Consider the following 21278-nt stretch of genomic DNA (forward strand, 5'->3'; position numbering starts at 1 on the left):
TGAAATGCAATCCACAAGTCGAACTACGACGGGATACCCATAACTTCAAGGCAATGGATGATCGGCAATGGCAAAATTGTCGCCGTCTCGATTCTAATACTCCTGGCAGCCCTTTACTTCCGCCCATAAAGCCTGAGTGCGTACAATACGGCGTATTCGTCGAATGCATGTTTCCTGATGCTATACTCCAAAGTATAACCTAACTAAATAGCGGCATGTCGCCTGGTGATAACTGCGAATCGGGAATGATCGATCTCGGCCATGAGACTGCCCCTACCGGAACCAGCGTAGAACAGCATGTCGAGGTCCTTACGGCGGTTGAGGGTTCCAGAGCGGTTATGATCCTTCCGCTGCGACCGAAGCGAGGTTAAGTGGCAAGGCGTTTGTTGAAATTAACTTTTCCAATTACTGCGGCCAGGCTTTGGACTTGATCAAAAGCCTGCATCCCGGCTCTCCCAATGCCGTGGCATACTCGTTAACAGCCGTGCGGCATGTGCTTGGGTAAGTACCCGCTGAATAAGCAGGCGTGCTTGAATTGGCATTCGCATCCGCTGCTCTTACGATCCCCGTATTTGGAATACCGTCGTCAAATTTGCTGTCAAATGCAAATGCGAGTAACGGCTTAATTGCAAGTTTATCTATTAAATTAGCATAGTCTGTGCCTGTGACACCCTTAATCATATAGAATGTTGCAGGGGCAGGATAAAACGGGCGGCGGCTACTGGCTGCCGGATAATCAAACGAGCCGAAGGTAATAAAATTTCCATCCAATTTGGAGGCTGGAATAAAAGTGGTCAACTGTGATTGGGTTATCTCGCGGACCCATATTGTTTCGGTGGCCGTTACAAAGGATTCCTTGATCATGCCTGCCTGCGAAAGGTCACGCCAGAAAATAATATTTTCTGAGCCAAGCCGATAAGTCGAATAGTCCTTGCCGCAGGCACCGCCACTGTATGTGTAAATTCTCTGGTCGCCGCCGGAGCAGTAAAGTGCACTATCCGTGCGAGGGGTCATGCCGAAAGCCATTGATTGCGAGGCTGTCAAGTCACCAGGGAGAGCGTTATACTTTAGCCGGAATGAACCGATCGCTAGTTCGTACTCTTCGATCTGTCCGCCTGCTGCGCGGACTTTTGCAGCCTCGATCAGATCGCTCCCCACCAGCACGCCGCCAACCACCAGCCCGATAATCACCAGCACAATGCTCAGCTCAATGAGCGTGAAACCTGGAGCGGAGCGAGAGCGACAACAATCGGGGACGCGGGCATGATTATTCATCCTGCCAGCCTAGCAGCGAATGGTTAACCATTCGTAAAACGGCAGATTCAGTCGGTCAACTCGATCAGCGGCAATGGTAACTCCGACAAGCCAAGCCCGCTCTTGGCGTAGTCTTCGCTACCGAAGCAGAGCCGAAGCCTGCCACGTTTCCCTGCCAATCGATCTTCCTCGGCACGCCGCTCCTCCCGGTAGCGTTGTCGCACTTCCTTCAGCTCATCCGGCGGTAGCTGCGAATCAGTGAAATCAACCTCGGTCATGGTGCCAGCGATAGCCCGATTCGGCAGCCTCGTCAAACACAGCCGGATGCGGCCAGGCTATTCGCTTTGGTCAGTCGCTCAACTGACAGGCGAATGCCAATGCTTGGCGGCGGTCGTTCCACGACCCGCTTTTTCCCCGCGAAAAATCCCTTGAGCAAAGCTAAGGGGAGACGCCTGTAGCCAATGAATCAGTAACAACCAATGCGTGCAAAACCGCTTGACTTGGGGGTAAGCGCTCATATGATGCACATCATCTAGTGGCACCCCGCAAGGCAACCCTATGCTGCGCATCCACCAAGTCACCACCGCTTCCGGCGCGAAGAACTACTACGCGGCCAGCGACTATTACGCGGATGGGCAGGAAACATTGGGCGCCTGGGGAGGTACGCTGGCGGAGCGGATGGGCCTGTCCGGCACCGTGGACAAGGCGAGCTTTGACCGGCTCTGCGACAACCTCCATCCCGCCACGGGGAAATCGCTCACGCCGCGCACCAACGCGGAGCGGCGGGTGGGCTATGACTTCGTGTTCTCCGCCCCCAAATCCTTCAGCATCGTGGAAGCGCTGGCCGGCGAATCGGGCCGCCAGGAGCTTCTATCTGCCTTCGACGCCTCCATCCGGGAAACCATGGAAGAGCTGGAAGCCGACATGCAGACGCGCGTGCGGAGGCAGGGCGCGGATTGCGATCGCACCACCGGCAATCTGCTCTATGCCAGCTTCGACCACAGTACGGCGCGCCCGGTGGGTGGCGCGGTGCCGGACATGCACCGTCACCGTCATGTGCTGGTGTTCAACGCCACCTTCGATGCGGATGAGGACCGGATCAAGGCCGGACAATTCGCAGCGATCAAGCGGGACGGAGAGTATTTCACCGCCGCCTTCTATGCCCGGCTAGCCAATCGGCTGGAGGGCATGGGCTACCGCATCGACCGCAGTCGGGGCCTGAAGGAGTGGGAAATCGCCGGGGTGCCGCAAGCGGTGATCGACCGGTTCAGCAAGCGTTCGGAGGAAGTGCAGGAAGCGCACGAGGAGAAGCGGAAGAACGATCCCACCTACCGGGAGGAGTACAAGCACGAGCTGGGTGCAAAGACGCGCTCGGGCAAGCAGAAGGAGCTGACACCGGCAGAGCTGCGGGCTGCCTGGGAAGGGCAGCTTTCGGATGCCGACCGGCAGGCGCTGGCCGCCGTGTACGGCAGGCGGATCGCGCCGGATGCCAGGGTTTCTGCCAGCGAGGCGGTGTCCTACGCGGTCCACCACTGCTTTGAGAAGGCATCGGTAGTGCCGGAACGGGAGCTGAAGCGGGTGGCGCTGCTCTACGGCCTGGGCGATGTCACGGCGGATGAGGTAGCGGCGGAGCTGCCGCGTCAGGGCATCATTACGCGCACCAAGGGCGACCGGCTGCTGGCTACCACCAAGGCGGTACAGCGGGAAGAGGAAGAAATCGCGGCATTTGCTACCCGGATGGGGCCGGTCAAACCGGTGGGGCTGCCGGACGGGCTGAACCGTGGCGCGCTCGATGACGACCAGTGGCGGGCGGTGCAGGGCCTTCTTACCTCCAGCTGCCGCGTCAACGTGGTCAACGCGATTGCCGGCACCGGCAAGACCACCGCGCTCGGCATTTACGATCAGGCGATGCGGCTGGCCGGCGAGGAGGTGACGTATCTGGCCAGCACGGCCGAAGCGGCCAAAGTGCTGAACAAGGAAGGGTTTGAGGCGGTGACGGTCGCGCATTTCCTGCTGGATGAACGGATGCAGGAGCGGGCGAAGGATGGCCGCGTCGTCATCGATGAATCCTCCCTTCTCGGGCACCGGGACGCCTACCGGCTGTTCGGCCTTGCCGCCGAGAAAAATCTGAAGCTCAATTTCGTCGGCGATTCCCGCCAGCATGGCTCGGTGGCCAGGGGATCGCTCCTGCATGTGCTGACCACCTACGGCGGAATCACGCCCTTTACCATCGCCACGATCAAGCGGCAGAAGGGCAGCCACTACCGGAAGGCGGTGGAAGCCCTGGCGGCTGGTGAGACGGTTTCCGGCTTCGATCAGCTCGACCGGCTGGGCTGGGTGAAGGAAAACCGGGAAGGCGACCGCTATTGGCACCTGGCCAACGAATATGTGCAGGCCATCAACGACAAGAAAACCGCCCTGGTGGTCAGCCCCACCCATGCCGAAGGCGAGCGCATCACGCGGGAAATCCGCCGCCAGCTCAGGCTGGCGAAGAAGCTGGGCAAGGAGGAGCGGGCGTTTACCCGGCTGGTGGCACGGAACTTAAGCGAAGCCGAGCGCGGTGATGCACGCAATTACCAGGGCGGCGATGTGCTCCAGTTCCACCAGAATGCGAAGCAGGGCTTTGGCAAAGGCGACCGGCTGGCATTCTCCGGGGCAGAGGACGCGCGCGCCGGCCTGCCGGTCGGCGAAGCGGCGAGATTCCAGGTCTACCGCCCGGAAACCATCCACCTGGCCAAAGGCGATCTGATCCGGTTCACCGCTAATGGCCGCTCCCTCGATGGCAAGCACAAGCTCACCAACGGCTCCAGCTACCGCGTGGCTGGCTTCACCGAAGGCGGCAATATCCGCCTTGAAAACGGCTGGGTGGTCGGCAAGGAGGAAGGGCATTTCCGGCACGGCTACGTGGAAACCTCCTTCGGCAGCCAGGGCAAAACGGTTGATCGCGTCATCCTCGGCATGGCGGCAATCTCGCTGCCGGCGATCAATCGGGAGCAGATGTATGTCTCCAGCTCGCGCGCCCGCGAGCGGCTGACACTCTATACCGACGACAAGGAAGCGGTGCGCGAGGGCATCCAGCGCTCTTCCGCCAAAATCGCGGCGCTCGACCTGGTGGGCCACGCGGCGCACCCCAACCTGTTTCAGCCGCCGCACGCGGCCCGCAAGGCCAGCCTTGCCGAACGCATGCGTCGGCAAGCGGATAAGCTGAAACGCTTACGCTTCTATCAGCGTATACGCGTATCCCACGATACCCCGCAACCGGAGAGGAGTCATGTCCATGGACGCTAGCTTGGCGCCGGACCGGCGCTCGATTTCCGGCATCCAGGCGATCTTGAATCGGCCTGATCCCGGCGCAGGCACCGCAGCAGTGCCGCCGCGCGAGGAAGATGAGGCGGTTTCGCTGCTCACCATGAGCGGCGATTACCGGGCGTTTGCCATGCCCAGCTACAAACCGCTGCCGCGCGTGCATTTCTTCCTGAAAGATCGGGCGGTGCGGGTTGGCATGTACGCCGACCTGGACAGCTTCCCGGAATACCGTCCCGCCACCGGCACTTCGGGAGAAACGCTCATCCTCTGCTTCAAATCCCGGATCATCACGGAAGTCACGATCGAAGGGCGGCATCTGTGGCCGCTGTTCGATTACCTCTCCCTCCAGCGCATGCCGTGGATGCGCGAGCTGCCGGCGGAGCGGGATTTTGAACCCGAATCCTCACCGGTCATCCACCGCATCGCGTTTCACCCGGTGGAATTCTGACGCTCCCGCGCACTCGAAGCGAGCGACCGGAGCGTGAGCGCAGGGAGCGAGCGCGGCGGGCACCGCGCGGCGTTTTGCCGCCCCCGCTAAATTGGAGGGCAGGCGGCCAAGCCGCCCACCCCGTAACGCATCAGGCGGCTGCGTGTTCCACGCCAATAGCGTTCGGTTCCACTACTGGTTCCGCCGCTTCTGCCTCCCGTGGCAGGAACGCCATGCCTTCCGGTAGCCACGCGGCGAGTTTTGCCGCCGCCTCGGCGCTGTGTCCGGGCTGCTCCGGCTCGCGGAACGCGGCGTCAAGCCGCTCCACCAGCTCGGTTTTCTTGTAGTCCATGCGTTGGTACGCCCACGCTTCGCCCACAAGCTCGGCACCGAGCGCCAGCAGCTGTGCGCGGGTGAGCCGCTTCAGATACTGCGCCTTGCCCGGTCGCCAGAAAGCGGCCACCTCCACGCCGGTCAGCGTCATCGCCTGCTCATAGGCGGTTGCCTCATGGCCGGTGGAGAGCTGCGGCTGTAGGCTCTGCGCCACGCAGAAGGCGAAGATGGCGTGCTTTGCCGTCTCCGGCATCGCCCGGAACTGGCGGAATTGCTCGGCTTCCTCCTCCGGCTCCAGCCAATGCCGGGGCAAGCCCTGCCGAATCGCCTCCATCGCGTTCGCCGCTGCCGTGTCGCCGGCTCCGTCGAATTTACCCCGGTGCTCAATCAGGCGAATATCCAGCCCGGTTGAAATGGGCTGGCCGAATGCGTCACGGACGAGGGTGAAGGCCAGCCAATCGAAGGCGAGCGCCGGGTTTCCGGCGATGGCCGCTTGCGCCACTTGCAGGCGGTAGGCTTCCAGATCGCGGCGGAGCGAATCCGGCATTTTTCCTGCCGCGCCCTTTGCGTGGGCGCAGGGCGCTGCCAGCCGTTTGGCATCGCCTTTGAGCAACAGCCCTTTTTCCACCTCCAATGCCCCGTTGTGTCCGATGATGAGGCAACATCCGGCAAGTTGCATCTGCTCTGGATCGTAAGCGGTGAACCGTGCCAGCTCGGCGGCGATGGCTTCCAGCGCCGCCTCGGCTGCCTCCTGTGCCTCTATCAGCGCCTCGGATTCCGTGTCGTCCAGCGCTGCCAGAATGTCGTTCAGCTCGGATTCTGCACGGGCTTGGCGTTCCAGAAGCTCCTCCGGCACGTTCAGCGGTTTGGGGGTAATCCGGCTGCACTGGTGGAGAAACTGCCAGTCGCGCTCCGGCATGATCTCGACCCATGCCCAGCCTTCGGCCAGCAGCGCCTGCCGCTCCGCTTCCATCCGCTCGGCGGCGATGCGGTGCAAAAGCTCCGGGTTTTCCAGATAGACCGCTTCCCCGAACAAATCGGCGCGGATGATACCGCCTGCCTGTTGGTAGGCATCCAGCCCGACGAACACCGCCAGCCTGTCCTTGCCGCTCGGCATGGTTTCGGTCAATAGGGCGCGGATGTCGCGGGCGTTACGCTGCCACTCCGACAAGCCGCGATAGACGCTCACTTGCCGCTTGTGGTCATCGGTCAACGTGAAAGCCATCAGGCATTCGAGGCTGATTTCTCCCGCGCGGTACGCGCTCAGCAGCTCCGGCGCGACCCGCGCCAGTTTCAGGCGTTTCAGAACATGGGCTTCCTCCACGCCGAAGCGCGTAGCGATGTCGGCGGAGGATAGCCCTTGCCCGGCCAGCCGGGCGAAGGCTTCACACTCGTCCGCCGGGTGCATGGCGTGGCGCACGGTGTTTTCCGCCAAGCTCAACTCCTGCGCCTGTGCTTCCGTGTAGATGTGGCAGGGCACGGCGTAATCGTCCGGCAGATGGCCTTCCGACTGGAGCGCGTGCAGTGCGGCCAGCCGCCTGCCTCCGGCAAATACCTGAAATTTCCCCTTCTTGGCAGGGTGGACGCTCAGATTCTGCAACAGGCCATGGGCGCGGATGGATGCTTTCAGCTCGTCGCACGCGGCGGCGTTTCCGGTGCGCCGGACGTTGAGCGGGGATTTAGCAAGCTTCTTGACTTCGATTAGTTGCGTATTCATAGTGTCAATCTCCGTTTGTATGCATTTCGGGGGAATTCCGGGCGGGGCTGCAATCCCCGCCCGGTCAGTCGTTTAACTCAGTAATCGTCCGGCATCAGTACCGTGGTGACGCTGCGGTCGGCCTCGGTGATAATCCAGAACACGGTTTCGCCAGCACGATAGACCGATAGCAGCCGGTAGCCCTCGGTCAGCGCTTCCTCGTTGCTGGCACGGTCATCCTCACACACCTCTCCCCAATCGCCGGACGCGTGGCGGCACAAAGCGTGCGCCACTTCCACCGAGGGAAGCTGTTCGGCGGCGTTGGCGGTCATCACCACGTCACCGAGTGGAAATTTGGGGTTGGCGATGACCAGCCGGGGAAACGGCGGTTTTTCGGGTTGCATGTTCGTCATAAGTTCGTCTCCTAATATGGTTAACACATTGAATGCGCCCGGCATTCAATGAGCTAGCCAAGCGGCAATGAGCGGGGGGAGCCGTCAGGCGGTCGGGCGGCGGAGGGGAATCACCCGGTTTGCAGGCTGGCCGCGCGCGGGCAGCCGAAAACTGGGGACACCGCCGTGCGACCGGAGGCTTGCCGCTTGACGGCGATGGGGCTGCAGGCCCCGCTTGGGGGCGTTGCCCACGCGGTGGCGGTGCTGCCGGCGGCGCGGCTTCGCGCCGCCGGCCTATGTTCTGTGTTCAGCCTTCCGGCTTCGGCTGCAGGGCGTGCAGAAAATCCACCGCCTTCTGCGCCTCGGCAGCGGCGGAGAAGATGGCGCGTTTGTCTTCCCTCAGCACTTTCAGCCAGTGATCCAGGTAGCTGGCGTGGTCTTCCCGCGGCTCCGGCGTGATCGCCAGATCGGCGGAAAGGAACGCGGCGCCAAGCTCGGCCACCAGCTCTTCGCGGGCGTAGCCTTCATCGCCGAACTTCTTCCGGCCAAAATCCCGGTTCAATCGGCTGCCATGCTTCGTCCAGTGGGTCAGCTCGTGGGCGAGCGTGGAGCAATAGGACTGCGCATCGCGGAACGTTTCAAAGGGCGGCATCTGCACGTAATCCGGCGCTTCCGCATAGTAAGCCCGGTTGCCGCCATGGCGGATGTCGGCTTGCGTATTGGCGTAGAAGAGGTCAGCCTGGGCAATCCGCTCCTGCGGCTGGAGCTGGGTGGAAGCGGTCGCGTAGAAATGAGCGGGCAAGCCTTCGGTCTGCTCGGCGTTGAAGACGGTATAGCCCTTCATGAAATAAATATCCTTCTCCACCTCTTCGCCATCGTCGGTGGTGTCGGTTTTGGTCATGCGGTCGGAATAGACAACCAGCGTGCCCTTGGCTCCGGCCTTGATGTGGCCGCCCAATTCCCTGGCCTGCTTGAAGGTAATCCACAGCGGGGCGGCAAAGCCCTGGGCAGCGGCGCTCATCCAGAGTTGAATCACGTTAATTCCACGGTACGGCTGGCCACTGGAGCGAAGTGGGCGGGTGATCTTGCCCGCCAGATGCTCGGCGTTCCACGGCTGGAGCCACGGACGCACGCCGCGCTCCAGCTCGGAAACGATGTGGTCGGTGACGCGGGTATAGATATCGGCTCGGTCGGTGTTCATGGCTCTTGCTCCTTCGTTGATATGTCCGGTTTGAATGCGGCGCGCATTCAACCGGAACGAAGGGAAGGGCTTTCCAGGGGGGAAGGGTTATCAAGGGACGAAACCGTGTCTGCACAAGGCGATAGCCGCGGAAGATGCGGTTTCGAGCGAAGCGGCCCTTGAAAACCCTGGGGGATCACCCCCGGTGTTTCGCACCAGCGAGCGGTAAGGCGGCGGTAGCCGGTGCCGGAGGCACGGGAGCGAAGCGGACCCTGGGAGCACGCGGCCGGCTCCTGCCGGGGTGCCAGCACGAGATTGCATGCACTGAACATCTGCCGCCCGCGCTGCAGGCGGCACCCCTGCCTACGCTCTCGCAACCCCGCCCAGCTTCCGCTCCGGCAGGGGTAAGGCTCTGGATAGGCCGTGAACCCGCCTGGGTTGTCACCAAATGCGCGGAACGGCATTGGCAGAGGGAATTGGGCAGACGCAGCGTTTCCGTCGCTCCTAGGGCTTCTGGCTGGCCGGGAATCACCGTGCTCCGGCGTTCCGTCTCCACGCTGGGCAGGCAATCGAGTATAATTTCGACGGAAGTCCTTTTCTCATGGGGAAATAGGCCGTCACCGCCACCCCCAGGATTCGCCGAAACGACTCGGACTGTCCACATGCAATCTGGGGCGGGGGGATAGCATTCACCTTCCCTGCCTGCAGAGAAGAACGCTAGCGTGGAACCTTGTCTTTCCGTGTGGTTGCCGCAATCTGCTAAGCAACGCTTCGATGGGCATGCGTGACATATGGAACATCCGAGTCGAGTGCGATATTTGAACCCGCTCGTGAGAGCGATTCGAGAGGCGGCGGAAACCTCCAGTGATGACCATATTGAATTTTTAAAAACCCTAGGGCAGGAAGCCGAACAAGCCGTGGCTGTGATGGCAGATGCGATGAGCGATCGGGCTGCCGAAGTTCGCGTAGCCGCTGCCGCTGCACTGGGATGGATAAAGCCGATTAATGACCAAGCGATCCAAACCCTTATACATGGCCTCAAGGACAGAGAACCGGACGTACGTCGAGCTGTATACGATTCATTATGGCAAATCGGATTGCAAGCCAAGGCTTCGGTCCCGCATTTGATCCTTGCGTTACGCCATGGCGAAGAGCTTGATCGAAGCTATGCAGCATCCGCACTTGGTCAAATCGATCCCGCTGATCAGGTGACGGTTTCGGCGCTCGTTGAGGCTGCTGGGGACGCAGAAATCAACGTTCGCGTCTGTGTAGCTGGCGCCCTCGGAGAACCCGACCACCCATTTGCACAAATCGTAGTACCCGTGCTCATCCGGCTACTACGCGACATTGCCGGAAGAGTTCGACAAAGCGCTGCCCGTTCGCTTGGACACATCGGCCCAGCCGCACAGGACGCGGTTCCTCCTTTGATCGAAGCCTTAGCTGATGAAGACAGCTACGTCCGCGCCTATGCCGCCGAGTCCTTAGGTTGGATCGGGCCGGCTGCCAAGCAAGCCTGGAAACCTGTATGGATCTTGCGCCACACCGACAAGGAGCCGCACGTCCGCGTGGCCGCCGCGTATGCCCAAGGCGTCCTCGACGCATTCAGCCGAGGCTGGACCGATAATAGTCAAAACCGGCTGCGATTGGCGGTTCTCGAAGCGGACGCGCTCAACCGGATGATTCAACTCAAAATGTTCTACATTGTTATGCGCGCCTATATGGAAGGCGGAAACTCATTGAGGGCGACCAGGGAGGCTTTGCTGAATCATCATTTCCACAATCTGGCTAACGATGACCTTCCCACCAGCGTGCAGTCATTCAGCGTAATTTTCGACAAGTTGATGGATTTCTTTCCTGCTGTGATGAAGAATCCGGATTTTCAGATCGTTTCAAAACCGAAGGGCTTGCCCGCCCGATTTACCGATGACGCTCAGGCCGCATGGCAGTGGACAGACAAATTCCTGAGGCGGCACCTGGCCCCCGATTGGTTCGGCTTCTTCCGCTTGTTACCAGACAGAGAGTGAGGGGGGCGGCGAACGAAAAGTCTGCACCGGCAATATTTAAATTGAACAAATGGACAGTCATGGTTAACAATAATCGCCCTATGCAGGAGAGGAGAATGACTTTGGTGCGGCAGGCGGATCATGGTTGACGCGTTGAACATAGAGATGGGGAAAATCGATTTCCCCAGCGATAAACTCACGTTTGGGGCGGTTCGACGCCTTCATGCCGATCAGGTCGATACCGATTACGAAACACGCACCCTGTTCGACACGCAGAAACCAGGAAGCGCCGGGGATTCGATAGGTCACATGCTCTTCGCGGAGCGAATGGTGGCGGAAGGGGCCTTTCTCCAGGCGATAGGTCATCCGCGCGATCCGGTATATATCGAAGATCAGAAGGCTTATGCCGCGGACGCGTCTGAACTGTATATCCGTTATGGGCTTGCTAGCGGGCCTCATCATGCCCAGCAACTGATTCGAGACATCGAAGCTCAGGCCCAGACACTCGCCAGGCAATCCTCCGGCAGGCAGCCTTAATCAGGGCTGGACGGCCGGGTGTTCGGTCCCGCTTAACACTTCTTGCCGATCGATTTTCCCCCCTTAGGATATGGCTGTCGGATATGAGCCGGCCGCACCCGGCCCAACGATCAGGCGAAACCCTAGCCTGGTCTACGACCGGGGATTTCCAGTCGACCGCTGGGATGGCGTAGCCATCGTCCGTACCGGCCTCTTCCCCAAACGCTGAAAACCTCTGAGCAAACCTTTAACACCTGCTGCCACGCGGCGTGCCCGGTTGCCGTGCGTGGTGAGCGTCCATCATCCGTCCGGGCAGAAGGAGCAACCCCATGATTCGGCATAACGATCAGCCGCTTAGCTCCGTGTTCATCGCCGCTCCGGCACCGGCACCGGGCTTTGAACCGCTCACCATCCTCGTCCATCCCGCCTGCCTGATCCTGGCCGCGCCAACGGCCAATGCGCTTCCAGCTATGCAGTGTGGGCGCATCAAGATCAGCGTGCCCGCGCCGGCCGAAATGACTGTGGCCGGCACCCCGGTGGCCGGCTGACAAATCACGGTTTTTTCCAAACCTCAACGCACACCTTTTCCAGAAAGGTGCTCCGCCGATGAACCCGATTCGCTTCCTTCGGAGAAACCGCGATGGTCCTGCCGCCGCCGGTGGAGGTGCCGACCGCCAAGGTGCACCTCGATCCCGACAATTTCCGCAAAGCTTACGAGCTGGATTCGCTCCAGGCGTCCATCCAGCGATACGGCATCCTGCAGCCGCCGGGCCTTTGGGCTGATGCGGCGCGCGATTGCTACTTCGCCATCTGGGGCAACCGCCGGGTGCTCTGCGCGCAGAAGCTCGGCCTGAAAACCATCTGGGCGCGTGTTTTTCCCGGCCCGCTGGAGGATGGCCAGGCGGATATTTACCAGCTGATCGAGAACCTGCAACGCGCCGATCTCAAACCCTCGGAGGAAGCAGCCGGCTACAAATGCCTGATGGAGCGCCAGGGACTGAACGCCTCCAAGCTGGCGTCGCTCCTGAATGTGTCCAACGGCACTGTGACGAAGAAGCTGGCCCTGCTCAAACTCACGCCGGCGCTGCTGGCGCGGGTGGACAGCCGCGATCTGCCGGAAACCTCCGGCTATGAGCTGGCGGCGCTGTCACCGGAACTGCAAATCCACCTGGCCGAGCAGGTGAAGGGACCGATCACGCGGAAGCAGGTTCGCACGATGCTCGGCAAGCCGGAACCCGCTGAAACGGAGGACAAGCAGCGCAGCCACGCGATTCGCCTGGCATCCTTCCCGCTGAGCGTGCACCGCGGCGTCACGCTCGCCCAACTGTCCGAGGCGCTGGATGAGCTGAAGCAGCAGCTTCAGCAGGCGGAGCAGAAGGGCATGGACCTGCCGGCATTCGCCAAATCGCTCCGCCGCCCTTCATCCACCTGAGTTTTAACCCGATTGCCTGCCGCGTGTGAATCCCCGCTTCATCCGGGGAGCGGGGATTCCGCGCACGGCCAGTGGCGCGCCGAATCCTGCTAACCGATGGAAAGGAAAGAATGCATGCGATTCCTCCGCCGGATGATCTATCTCGGCTGGGTGGCCGTTTGCCGCCTGTGCCTGTCGCTTTCGGTGGTTCTGTTGATCGCCGGCACCGCCATGGTGGCCGCGATGTTTCCCGTGCCCGCCGGGTTGATAGCCGGGCTCTTCCTCCTCAGCCGGATGCGCCGCCGCTCGACCAGCGGGGCGTACGGAACCGCCCGCTTTGCCGATATGGCGGATCTCGCTGCTTACGGCATGCTGGGGAGCGTCTTTGGCCTGGTGTTGGGCCGTGCCGATGCGGCATTCCGGCCATCCCGCCTGCAGCTCATCAAAGAGCTGATGACCGCGCCGATATCCCGCGCCGACAAGGCGTGCCGCCGTTTCCTGGACAGCTTCCGCGGAAAACAGCTCGGCGTGCTGATCCGCCTGCCGGTGTTTACGCACGTCGTCGCATTCAGCCCATCCGGCCGAGGCAAGGGGGTTTCCTATGCCATCACCAATGCGATTGCGCATTGGGGTTCCTTGGTGGTGAACGATCCGAAGAGGGAATTGTTTCGGATCACCGCCTGGATTCGCCGGAAGTTTTTCGGCCAGCAAGTGGTACACCTCGACCCCTTCGGCGGTAGTAAAGACACGTTCAACGTGCTGAGCCTTATCCATCACGATGACCCGCGGGCGCTCGATCAAATCAAGTCCGTGGCGAATGCGATGGTGATCCGCACCGGCCACGAAACGGACCCGCATTGGAATGACAGTGCCGAGCGGTTCCTTTACTCGATCATCGCCTTCGTGGTGGCGCACGGGACGCCGGAGGAGCGCAACCTGCAGACGGTGCAGGACATTCTGGCTAGCCCGGAATCGCTCAAGACCGCCATTGCGGCGATGAAGCGTTCTACCGCCATGGGGGGCATGCTCAAGCGTCTGGGCAACCAACTGACGCATTACCAGGGCGAAGAACTTTCCTCAGTGCTGACGACGGTTGCGCGGCACTGCTCGTTCCTCGATTCGCTGCCGGTCGCGGCCAGCATGCGTTCCACCTCCTTCGACCCTGCGGGGCTGCGGAGCGGCAGCTTAAGCATCTATCTCACCATCCCGGAAGATCAGCTGCACACACAGGCGGCGCTGCTGCGGCTGTGGATCGTGAGTTTGCTCCGCTACCTCACCCGCGACGGTGCCGACGAATCGCGCCCGGTGCTGTTCCTCCTCGACGAGGCCGCGCATATCGGCAGATTTCAAGTTTTGGAGGATGCGATATCGTTGCTTCGCGGGTACGGAATCAGGCTCTTTTTCTTCTACCAAAGCGTCTCCCAACTGAAGGAATGCTTCGGCGAACCGGGCAAGTTCCTGGACAACATGGATACCCAGATTTACTGGGGCCTGAACGATTACGCCAGCGCCGAAGCCGTCAGCAAGCGGCTGGGCAAGGAAACCATCGTCGTCACCTCCGAAACGGACGGCGATTCCACCTCCAAGCCGGTCGGCAGCTCGCTGGGTCAGCCGCCGCAGCAACGCACCTATACGCGCAACCGCTCGAAAACCACCAACGAAACCGGCCGCGATCTGCTGACGCCGGATGAAATCCTGCGCCTGCCCGAAGACCGCGTGATCATCACCCACAAGAACATGCCGCCGATTCTGGCCAGGCGGGTGTTTTACTACAACGACCCGGAATTCCAGGGCGGTCCGCCGATGGGGCGGAACCGGCTGGGGTTGCGCGATGGCGTGCGCTCCCTGCTGATGCTCGGCGTGGCCGCCTTGTATGCGTTTGGGATGTTCCTGCTGCTGGAGGAGCGGCAGGGCATCCCCGCGACGAAAACACCTGTCGCCGCCAGCCAGGCCAAGAAGGGCGGCAAGCTGCCGCCCTACCGGAACACTTACCGGCGTTAGCCGGTGAGTCGGACGCTTCGTTTTCCCTCCCCTCACCCGGAGACGCAACCATGGCCGAGAAAACCCCGCAGAACGAGCAGCAGTTGGAACAACCCAGGCAAAGCCTGGTCGGGCAGGCGCTGGATGCCGGCAAGGCGGTGGTGATGGGCATCCGCGCCGCCGCGCATCCCATCCTGAAGGACGGCACCATCGAAGCCGCGTTCCGCCAGGGCGCGGATGAAATCGGCACGGCGCTCAAAGCCTTCCCCGATTCCATCCAGTGCACCGAAATCGGCTCCATCCTCAACCCCACTTCGGCGGAAGTCGCCCGCGAAAGCGGCGTGTTCGACCGCGATCAGCAGCCCGATCACGGTCTGGATGCGCAACCCATGCACCAGGAACGCGGCGGGCGTGGCCGCTAAACGCTGTCACCGCACGGACGCGCGAGTTTCGCCACGGAAGGCTTCCTTCCCTTCGCATCAAGGATTTCCTTCGATGACGTTGAGATATCGACCGTGGCCTTGCTCACTCATCATCCTGGCCGTGCTGACGTCACCCGCCGTTGCGCAGCAGGCCAGGTTTCCTGCCACACCAGAGGATGCCGCCTGGGCGAAGGCCATGGAGCGGATGGACCAATGCGCAGCCACCGGCCTGAATGCGATCGATCCGGTGCTGAAACAGCATTTTGACCCGGTGTTCGCGGACGCCAGGGGCGCGGCCAAACCGTTTGCGGAGGATCTGCTCGGGTGGCGCGGCAAAGCCATGTACCTGGATTGCCTCACGCAACCGGCGTTCAGGCAGGTGGACCGGAAGCTCTACGAATGGTTCGGCCTCGGCAATGCCGGGCACTGGTTGCCGCCGGAAGTGGATGCGCTCCTGCCCGATCCGTTCCACGATCACATCCGGTGCCGGTTGGAAGTCAAAGTGATTGACATCAACCGCTTGCGGAAGGCGGTGGATGGGGCGATGGCCGAATATGCCGCCAAGCTGCAGGCGGAGGAAAACCGGCTGATTGTGGCGCTCCGCGCCGATCTGCCGGACGAAGCGCTGGCCGGAAAGCTCGCGTTGCCGGTACTGCCGGCTTTCGCCACGGCCTGCCCTTCCATGGATCAGGCGGTGGAAGCGATTGCCTCCTCCGCCCGCACCGATGTCGGCGTGCTGATCGCCCGTGAAGCCGCTTCCTGGTTCCTTGGAAACAAGGCCGGGGAACTGTTAAACCGCAGGGACGATCATTTCATCAAGAAAACGGCCATTAACCTGATGGCCGGCAAAACGGTGGATGACACGCTGAAGGGTGCCATCGACATCAGCGGCTATGACCCGGAAGCGCGCATCGTCGGCCATGTGCACACCGCGCTCGATCAGCTCCGGCTGCTGACTCTGGAAGGCGATGCAGAAGAGCGCCAGTTGTACCGGGGCCTTTACACGTTTTCCCTTGATTACCCCGACGCGGAGGTGCGGGAAGCCTGCTCCAAGGCGCTCAAGGCGCTGGAGCAACACGGCAATCCCGGCCTCCGGGTGCTGATGGAAGCCATGTACAACCGCCGGGAAGTGGCACTGCATTTCGCGCTCTACCGGCAGATATACGGCCCGAAGGCGGATACTACCCGCCTCTACGGCATCGATCCCGCGAAATCCACCCCACGCGGCGACATCCTGAAATTCGCCAAGGCCGTGCTCGACGATTACCAGGAGGATTGACCATGCGTTTCCGAGCGATTCCCATCCTGACGGTGATTGCCTGCCTGGCGTTGGGTAGCACCGCCAGGGCCGATCGAACGAAGGCAGCACGCGAGGCGGCGGAATACCTGCTCAAAAAGTTCGGCGCCAAAGCCGCGGGCGAAGGCGCGGAACAGCTCAGTATCCGCATTGCTGGCGCGGCTTCCCGGCACGGCGATGACGCGATCCATGCCGTGCGGGCGGTCGGCACCAAGGCCATCACGCTCGCCGATGATGCCGGCGAGCACGGGCCGAAGGTGATGCGGCTGCTGGTGCGCCACGGGGACGAAGCGGCGGAGCTGCTGTCCCGGCCGCAAGGCATGCGTCTATTCGCCCAATTCGGCGATGACGCTGCGGAAGCGCTGCTTCGCCACAAAGGCATCGCGGAGCCGGTGCTGGAGCAGTTCGGCACGCCGGCCGTGCGTGCCATGAAGGCGATCGGTCCGCAAAGCGGCAGGCGGCTGGCGATGCTGGCCGATGGCGGCGAGCTGGCTGCCATTGGCCGCACCCCGGAGCTGATGGGCGTGATTGCCCGCTACGGTGACAAGGCGATGAACTTCATCTGGGAGCATAAGAAGGAACTGGCGTCCGCCGCCGTGCTGACGGCGTTTTTGAACGATCCGGTTCCCTTCATCGATGGCACCAAGGAATTGGCGATGACAGTGGCGGTACCGGTCGTATCCGGCACGGTGCAGGTGGCGGATTCCGTCGCCAGGGAAGCGATCGCCCCGGTGGCGGCGGCGACCGGCAAGGCCATCGAGGAAACCGCCCATGCCAGCGCCAGGCCGCTGGCCATGCTGCTGGTGGCGGCCGGCGGGATGGGGCTGGTCACGCTCGCGGTCAGGCTTGCCGCCTGGCCGAAGCGGGATTTCAGCAAGGGAAATCCGTCACCCGCACCCGAGTAACGCGACGGCCGGCACCAAGCGGCTGCCGGACTCCACTACCGGGCAGATCCTCACCGATCTGCCCGGCATACTCACTCCGCGCGCTCTAGAGGGTTCAAACCCATGATTCCCTTGCACATAGCGACCACGCCCGAAATCCACGAAGCGGCCATTCGCATCGCCCGGCAGTGCCGGAGCATCGTGCAGGCGTGCCTGCGGGAAGAGGAATGGGCCGATGCCGACCGTGAATTCTATCTGATCGCCCGGCGCGAACTGGAAGCGCTGAAGACGCCCACGCCTGCTAGCCGCTAATGCGTAGCCATCGCATCGCTCTCGAACACCAGGAGATTACAGCATGAGCAACACGCCGCAGTGGAGTGAAGCCGAGCGGAAGGCAAAAGAGCGGGAGCTTTTCGACACAGTGAACCGCGTGCAGTACCGGCACTACCTGGAAGCCCATGCGCTCGATCCGGTGGTGGGAATGCAGCCGGCGGAACGCTTGAAAGAGGTCTATTTCCGGGAAGCGGAGAGGACCTGGCCGGAGTTTCAGCGTGAGGCCGCCCGCCAGCCGGAATCCGAAATCCGCAACGCGTTGGAGCATTTCCAGGCCGAAGAAGCCACGTTGGGGCCGGAAAAACCCATGACGCTGATGGACACGCTCCAGGCCCATGGGATTTTCCCCCTGCTCACTGCGCATCAGGATCTGGGTCCACACGCAACGCCCGGCGTGGCGACGCCCGGCAGTTCCATCCGCGATACAACACGCGGCCTGATCAAAGCGGTCTGCCTGGATTGCTGGCCGAGCCTCGCCAGCATCGTGGATTTCGGCCTCGACAGCCAAACCCATTACGAAGCGCTCTACTACCCGCTACGCAACGGGGAAATCAGTCCGGAAGCCCTGGATGCCGCGCTCGGGCACGGCGAAAAGCTTACCGCGCTGGCGCGGAATGCCCCGAGCAACCCGCACAAGGGCGTGTCCTTTCACACATCTTGGGATGTGATGTTCGGCCGCAAGGCGGGCGATGCGCCGGAATCCGAGCGGGCGCAGCCGTCCAACCCCTGCCCGGCGCCGGAACCCGCGCACACGCGCGGCCCGCGGCGGCGGTAGCCGCCGCTTCCTTACCCCACCAAGCTTCATCGGAGGAAAGGCGATCATGTCGGACCTTTATCTGCAGGCGGCACCGGCGGAAGAAACGCCGGCGTGCCGCGCCGCGATTCTGGCTGGATTCATGGCCAGACATCCGCCGGCCACCGTCACCCATGCGATGGCGCTGCGGCTGGCCAAGCAGTGCCGTGCCCGCATCAATACTCATCTGAACGAGAGCGAAGCGGCCAACCTGGACCGGGATTTTTATACCGCCATCCACTCCGGGCTGGAGGAGCTGGCGGCGCTCGGCGCGTTCCTGGACGTGGAGGAAGAAAACGCCATGCGCACGCATATCCGTCACCGCGCCCATCGGCGCAGCCTGTCGCGGGAAGCGGTCCTGACAGCGGGCTTATGGGCCGGCGTCATGCTCCTGATCACCCTGATGGGTTGGGCGTGCGGCAGCCCCATGCCGTCCATCAAGTCTTTCCTGGCACCAGCCGAAATCAGCGTGATCGCCGTCCTGCTCTGGGAACTCGTCCATATGCTCGAAGCCAGGAGGGTGCGGCGATGAGCACCAAGGCATTGAGTTCACGCGAGGAATCGCTGCCGCTCTGCTGCCGGGGAAGTGGCGGCAAGGCTCCATCTCTCCGAACGCACTCTCCGAACGCACATTTTGGCGCCGGATTTCGGCCGGCGTAGCCTTGCGGAGGAAACATGTTCACCTGGCAGACGCTTCGGGCCAGCGACGGCCGGATTGAAACCGTCGATGCCTGGGAAACGCTCGCGGCGGTGATCTGGGAAATGGCCTGCACCTCCTGGGAAGAGCCGGGCAATCACTGGCTCTCCTACGTGGTGGACGATGCCGGCCAGGTGGTAGCCACCGCCCTCTTCGGCCCGGAGGAATCGCTGCTCGTCACGATCAGCGACGGCAGGCAACTTTGCCTGCCCATGCCGGAATTTTATCGGACCGAATCGCCATGCACGCATGACGGGCATGGCGGTTTCTGAAGGAGCATGCTTTACGATGAGCACCGACACCGCACCGCAGCTGATCTCGGCGGAAGAGCTGGCCGGCCTGCTTGGAATTTCGGAGCGGACGCTGTGGCGCCTGCTCTCCGCGAGGCAGCTGCCGCAGCCCCTGCGGCTGGGCCGCAACACCCGGTGGCGCTCGGACGAAATCCGGCGCTGGATCGAGGCTGGGTGCCAGCCACCGCATGGTAAATGAGCAAATCCGGCTGGCGCGAATTCCACTCCCCCGTTACCGTAGATCAAGGCACCTTTCCCCCGGCGGAGCCGTCACCATGGCGTCTGTCTTCAAGAAGAGCCGCGACAAGGGCAAGAAAAACAAGCCCTGGTGGATCGAATACGTCGATGCCGACGGCAAGCGAGCGTATGCCAAAGGTTTCACCGACAAGGGGCTGACCGAACAGCTGGCCGCGAAGCTCGAAAACGAAGTGCTCCTGCGGCGGCGCGGGATGATCGATCCGGCGCAGGAACGATTGCTTGCCATCAAGCAGGCAGCCATTTCCGAGCACCTGGCCGCGTTCGAGCGTTCGCTGGACAACGCCACGCCCAAGCACCGCAAGCTCACCATGACGCGGGTGCGGCGGCTGGTGGAAGCCTGCGGCTTTTCCACGCTCGGCGAGCTGGACGCGGAAGCGGTGGAAAACGCGCTCAAATCCATCCGCCGGGAAGAGGACTTGGGCGCTCGCACCTACAACCACTACCTGCAGGCGATCGACGAATTCGGCAAGTGGCTGGTGGCGAGCAAACGCCTGACCGTCAATCCGGTGGCCGGCATCGACCGGCTGAACGCTGAAACGGATGTGCGGCACAAGCGTCGGGCGCTCGCGCCGGAAGAGGTTTCACGGCTGGTGGCATCCGCCCGGATGAGCGGCTGCGAGATTCAGGGCTATAGCGGCGAATTGCGGGCGCGGGTTTATCTCATGTCGTTCCTGACCGGGCTCCGCCGGGCGGAACTGGCTAGCCTGACGCCGCGCAGCTTCCAACTCCATGCCGCCCAGCCGATCCTCAAGGTGCAGGCCGCATGCTCCAAGCACCGGCGGGAAGACACGCTGCCGATGCACCCGGAATTGGTGGCGATGGTGTCAGAATGGATTGCAGGCATGGATGCGGACCAGCCGCTCTTCCCCCGGCTGGACCGAAAAAAAACCTGGCTGATGGTGAAGCTTGATCTGGAGCGCATCGGCATCCCCTACGAAACGCCGGACGGCATCGCCGATTTCCACGCGGCCGGCAGGCACAGCCACGTCACCGGGTTGCTCAGGAACGGCGCCACGCTGGTGGAAGCCAAGGAGCTGGCCCGGCACGCCGACGTGCGGATGACGATGAAATACACCCATATCGGCCTGGAGGACCAGGCGGCGGCGCTGGCCGGGCTGCCCCTTCCCAAAACATCGGCAAACGCCGATCGGTCGGAAATGGGTCGGGATTCGGGCGGCGCATTGAGGCAGGAGCTGTCAGCGGATGGCGGAGATCCCGGCCCGGCCAATGGCCCGGAAAACGAAAAAACCCCTGCCGGAGCAGGGGTTTCGTCGTGTTATGTCAGTGCCAGTCAGGAGCTGGCGGTTGACGTAAGTAGTGGAGGCGGCGGGAATTGCACCCGCGTCCCGAGAAGCGTCGGCGAGGGCCTCTACGTGCGTAGCCGGTCATTTAGTTGTCGGCGTCAGGGCTCCGGTCGGCAGGATCCCTTTCGGCTTAGCTCGTCATGAATTTAGCCTCGGCCTCAACAAGCGGTTTGGCCTAGGCGATCCCGAATTGGCGTCCCTGGCCGGGTCTCTCGGGAGAAGACTCGTCGCAGGGCCGTTGCTGTTTTTTAGGCAGCGAGACGGAGACCAACAGTGTTGTTGGCAGCTAAATTTCGGTCGGCTTTTTACGAGGCCTGCTGACCAACCTCGGCACGCCACCGTTCACTTCGGACATCCGGTCGATCCTGGTTCGCCCCCTTGAGTGAGGGAGAGAACGATTGAGATCGGTCGACGAAACGTCTCACGATCGCCATCGCAACCTAATTATCGCTCTTTCTTCGTCCAGGTCAAGGAGGTCGCGTCCGGGTTAGGTGCCGACTTC

General features: G+C 62.1%; 21 protein-coding genes, 1 other RNA gene and 1 pseudogene. 15 read left to right on the forward strand and 8 right to left on the reverse strand.

Annotation, left to right across the window (positions count from 1 at the left end; all coding sequences use genetic code 11):
* Positions 1 to 405: 405 nt before the first annotated feature.
* Together VT85_RS27035 and VT85_RS28725 are read right to left on the reverse strand one after the other, a co-directional pair.
* A complete protein-coding gene (locus tag VT85_RS27035; protein ID WP_082858802.1) occupies positions 406 to 1275 on the reverse strand; it encodes a prepilin-type N-terminal cleavage/methylation domain-containing protein in 870 nt (289 codons plus the stop codon).
* Positions 1276 to 1322: 47 nt separating this feature from the next.
* Positions 1323 to 1532, reverse strand: a complete 210-nt coding sequence (locus VT85_RS28725) for a hypothetical protein (RefSeq protein ID WP_068420154.1) — start codon at positions 1530 to 1532, stop codon at positions 1323 to 1325.
* Positions 1533 to 1812: 280 nt separating this feature from the next.
* Here VT85_RS28725 and mobF point away from each other — a divergent pair, with 280 nt between their 5' ends.
* Positions 1813 to 4542: a MobF family relaxase gene (gene mobF / locus VT85_RS22310; RefSeq protein WP_068420156.1), complete on the forward strand. Its 2730-nt coding sequence runs from the start codon at positions 1813 to 1815 to the stop codon at positions 4540 to 4542.
* Positions 4532 to 5008 (forward strand): hypothetical protein, encoded by a 477-nt coding sequence (locus tag VT85_RS22315; RefSeq protein WP_068420158.1) that lies wholly within the window; start codon positions 4532 to 4534, stop codon positions 5006 to 5008. The genes mobF and VT85_RS22315 overlap by 11 nt, the downstream gene beginning before the upstream one ends.
* A gap of 130 nt (positions 5009 to 5138) precedes the next feature.
* Here the strand turns inward: VT85_RS22315 and VT85_RS22320 are convergent, their stop codons facing one another.
* From VT85_RS22320 to VT85_RS22330, 3 genes are all read right to left on the reverse strand, one after another.
* On the reverse strand, positions 5139 to 7037 hold the full coding sequence (locus VT85_RS22320; RefSeq protein WP_082858803.1) for a ParB/RepB/Spo0J family partition protein: 1899 nt from the start codon (positions 7035 to 7037) through the stop codon (positions 5139 to 5141).
* Positions 7038 to 7114: 77 nt separating this feature from the next.
* Positions 7115 to 7429 carry a hypothetical protein gene (locus VT85_RS22325; protein ID WP_231871426.1) on the reverse strand — a complete coding sequence of 105 codons (315 nt, stop codon included), beginning with the start codon at positions 7427 to 7429 and terminating at the stop codon, positions 7115 to 7117.
* A 286-nt stretch (positions 7430 to 7715) separates the two neighbouring features.
* Positions 7716 to 8609, reverse strand: a complete 894-nt coding sequence (locus tag VT85_RS22330) for an ArdC family protein (protein ID WP_068420160.1) — start codon at positions 8607 to 8609, stop codon at positions 7716 to 7718.
* 797 nt (positions 8610 to 9406) lie between these two features.
* Between VT85_RS22330 and VT85_RS27040 the strand changes: the two genes are divergently transcribed.
* On the forward strand, positions 9407 to 10612 hold the full coding sequence (locus tag VT85_RS27040) for a HEAT repeat domain-containing protein (protein ID WP_197490936.1): 1206 nt from the start codon (positions 9407 to 9409) through the stop codon (positions 10610 to 10612).
* Between the two features lie 78 nt (positions 10613 to 10690).
* Here the strand turns inward: VT85_RS27040 and VT85_RS27935 are convergent, their stop codons facing one another.
* Positions 10691 to 10957 carry a hypothetical protein gene (locus VT85_RS27935; RefSeq protein ID WP_156513030.1) on the reverse strand — a complete coding sequence of 89 codons (267 nt, stop codon included), beginning with the start codon at positions 10955 to 10957 and terminating at the stop codon, positions 10691 to 10693.
* Positions 10958 to 11436: 479 nt separating this feature from the next.
* Here VT85_RS27935 and VT85_RS22345 point away from each other — a divergent pair, with 479 nt between their 5' ends.
* From VT85_RS22345 to VT85_RS22395, 11 genes are all read left to right on the forward strand, one after another.
* Positions 11437 to 11655 carry a hypothetical protein gene (locus tag VT85_RS22345; protein WP_068420166.1) on the forward strand — a complete coding sequence of 73 codons (219 nt, stop codon included), beginning with the start codon at positions 11437 to 11439 and terminating at the stop codon, positions 11653 to 11655.
* Between the two features lie 92 nt (positions 11656 to 11747).
* Complete coding sequence (locus tag VT85_RS22350) at positions 11748 to 12539, forward strand: ParB/RepB/Spo0J family partition protein (protein WP_068420167.1); 792 nt, start codon at positions 11748 to 11750, stop codon at positions 12537 to 12539.
* 114 nt (positions 12540 to 12653) lie between these two features.
* Complete coding sequence (locus tag VT85_RS22355; protein ID WP_068420168.1) at positions 12654 to 14519, forward strand: type IV secretory system conjugative DNA transfer family protein; 1866 nt, start codon at positions 12654 to 12656, stop codon at positions 14517 to 14519.
* Positions 14520 to 14569: 50 nt separating this feature from the next.
* Positions 14570 to 14920 (forward strand): hypothetical protein, encoded by a 351-nt coding sequence (locus tag VT85_RS22360; RefSeq protein WP_068420169.1) that lies wholly within the window; start codon positions 14570 to 14572, stop codon positions 14918 to 14920.
* A 73-nt stretch (positions 14921 to 14993) separates the two neighbouring features.
* Positions 14994 to 16199 (forward strand): hypothetical protein, encoded by a 1206-nt coding sequence (locus tag VT85_RS22365; RefSeq protein ID WP_068420170.1) that lies wholly within the window; start codon positions 14994 to 14996, stop codon positions 16197 to 16199.
* Between the two features lie 2 nt (positions 16200 to 16201).
* Positions 16202 to 17122 carry a hypothetical protein gene (locus tag VT85_RS22370; protein WP_068420171.1) on the forward strand — a complete coding sequence of 307 codons (921 nt, stop codon included), beginning with the start codon at positions 16202 to 16204 and terminating at the stop codon, positions 17120 to 17122.
* A gap of 102 nt (positions 17123 to 17224) precedes the next feature.
* Positions 17225 to 17413, forward strand: a complete 189-nt coding sequence (locus VT85_RS22375; protein ID WP_068420172.1) for a hypothetical protein — start codon at positions 17225 to 17227, stop codon at positions 17411 to 17413.
* Positions 17414 to 17456: 43 nt separating this feature from the next.
* Positions 17457 to 18209: a hypothetical protein gene (locus VT85_RS22380; RefSeq protein ID WP_068420174.1), complete on the forward strand. Its 753-nt coding sequence runs from the start codon at positions 17457 to 17459 to the stop codon at positions 18207 to 18209.
* A gap of 46 nt (positions 18210 to 18255) precedes the next feature.
* Positions 18256 to 18759 (forward strand): hypothetical protein, encoded by a 504-nt coding sequence (locus VT85_RS22385; protein ID WP_068420176.1) that lies wholly within the window; start codon positions 18256 to 18258, stop codon positions 18757 to 18759.
* A 143-nt stretch (positions 18760 to 18902) separates the two neighbouring features.
* On the forward strand, positions 18903 to 19196 hold the full coding sequence (locus tag VT85_RS22390) for a hypothetical protein (RefSeq protein ID WP_068420178.1): 294 nt from the start codon (positions 18903 to 18905) through the stop codon (positions 19194 to 19196).
* 16 nt (positions 19197 to 19212) lie between these two features.
* Positions 19213 to 19413 (forward strand): helix-turn-helix transcriptional regulator, encoded by a 201-nt coding sequence (locus tag VT85_RS22395; RefSeq protein WP_068420180.1) that lies wholly within the window; start codon positions 19213 to 19215, stop codon positions 19411 to 19413.
* 43 nt (positions 19414 to 19456) lie between these two features.
* Here VT85_RS22395 and VT85_RS29380 read toward each other — a convergent pair whose 3' ends face one another.
* On the reverse strand, positions 19457 to 20023 hold the full coding sequence (locus VT85_RS29380) for a hypothetical protein (RefSeq protein ID WP_231871427.1): 567 nt from the start codon (positions 20021 to 20023) through the stop codon (positions 19457 to 19459).
* A gap of 54 nt (positions 20024 to 20077) precedes the next feature.
* Here VT85_RS29380 and VT85_RS30095 point away from each other — a divergent pair.
* Positions 20078 to 20494 (forward strand): annotated as a pseudogene (locus tag VT85_RS30095) (hypothetical protein); the annotation flags it as partial.
* 293 nt (positions 20495 to 20787) lie between these two features.
* On the opposite strand, the gene ssrA reads toward VT85_RS30095, so the two are convergent.
* Positions 20788 to 21154, reverse strand: a transfer-messenger RNA (tmRNA) gene (gene ssrA, locus VT85_RS22405).
* Between the last annotated feature and the right edge of the window lie 124 nt (positions 21155 to 21278).

Origin of the sequence: Planctomyces sp. SH-PL62 (genome assembly GCF_001610895.1) — a bacterium.
Taxonomy (GTDB): domain Bacteria; phylum Planctomycetota; class Planctomycetia; order Isosphaerales; family Isosphaeraceae; genus Paludisphaera.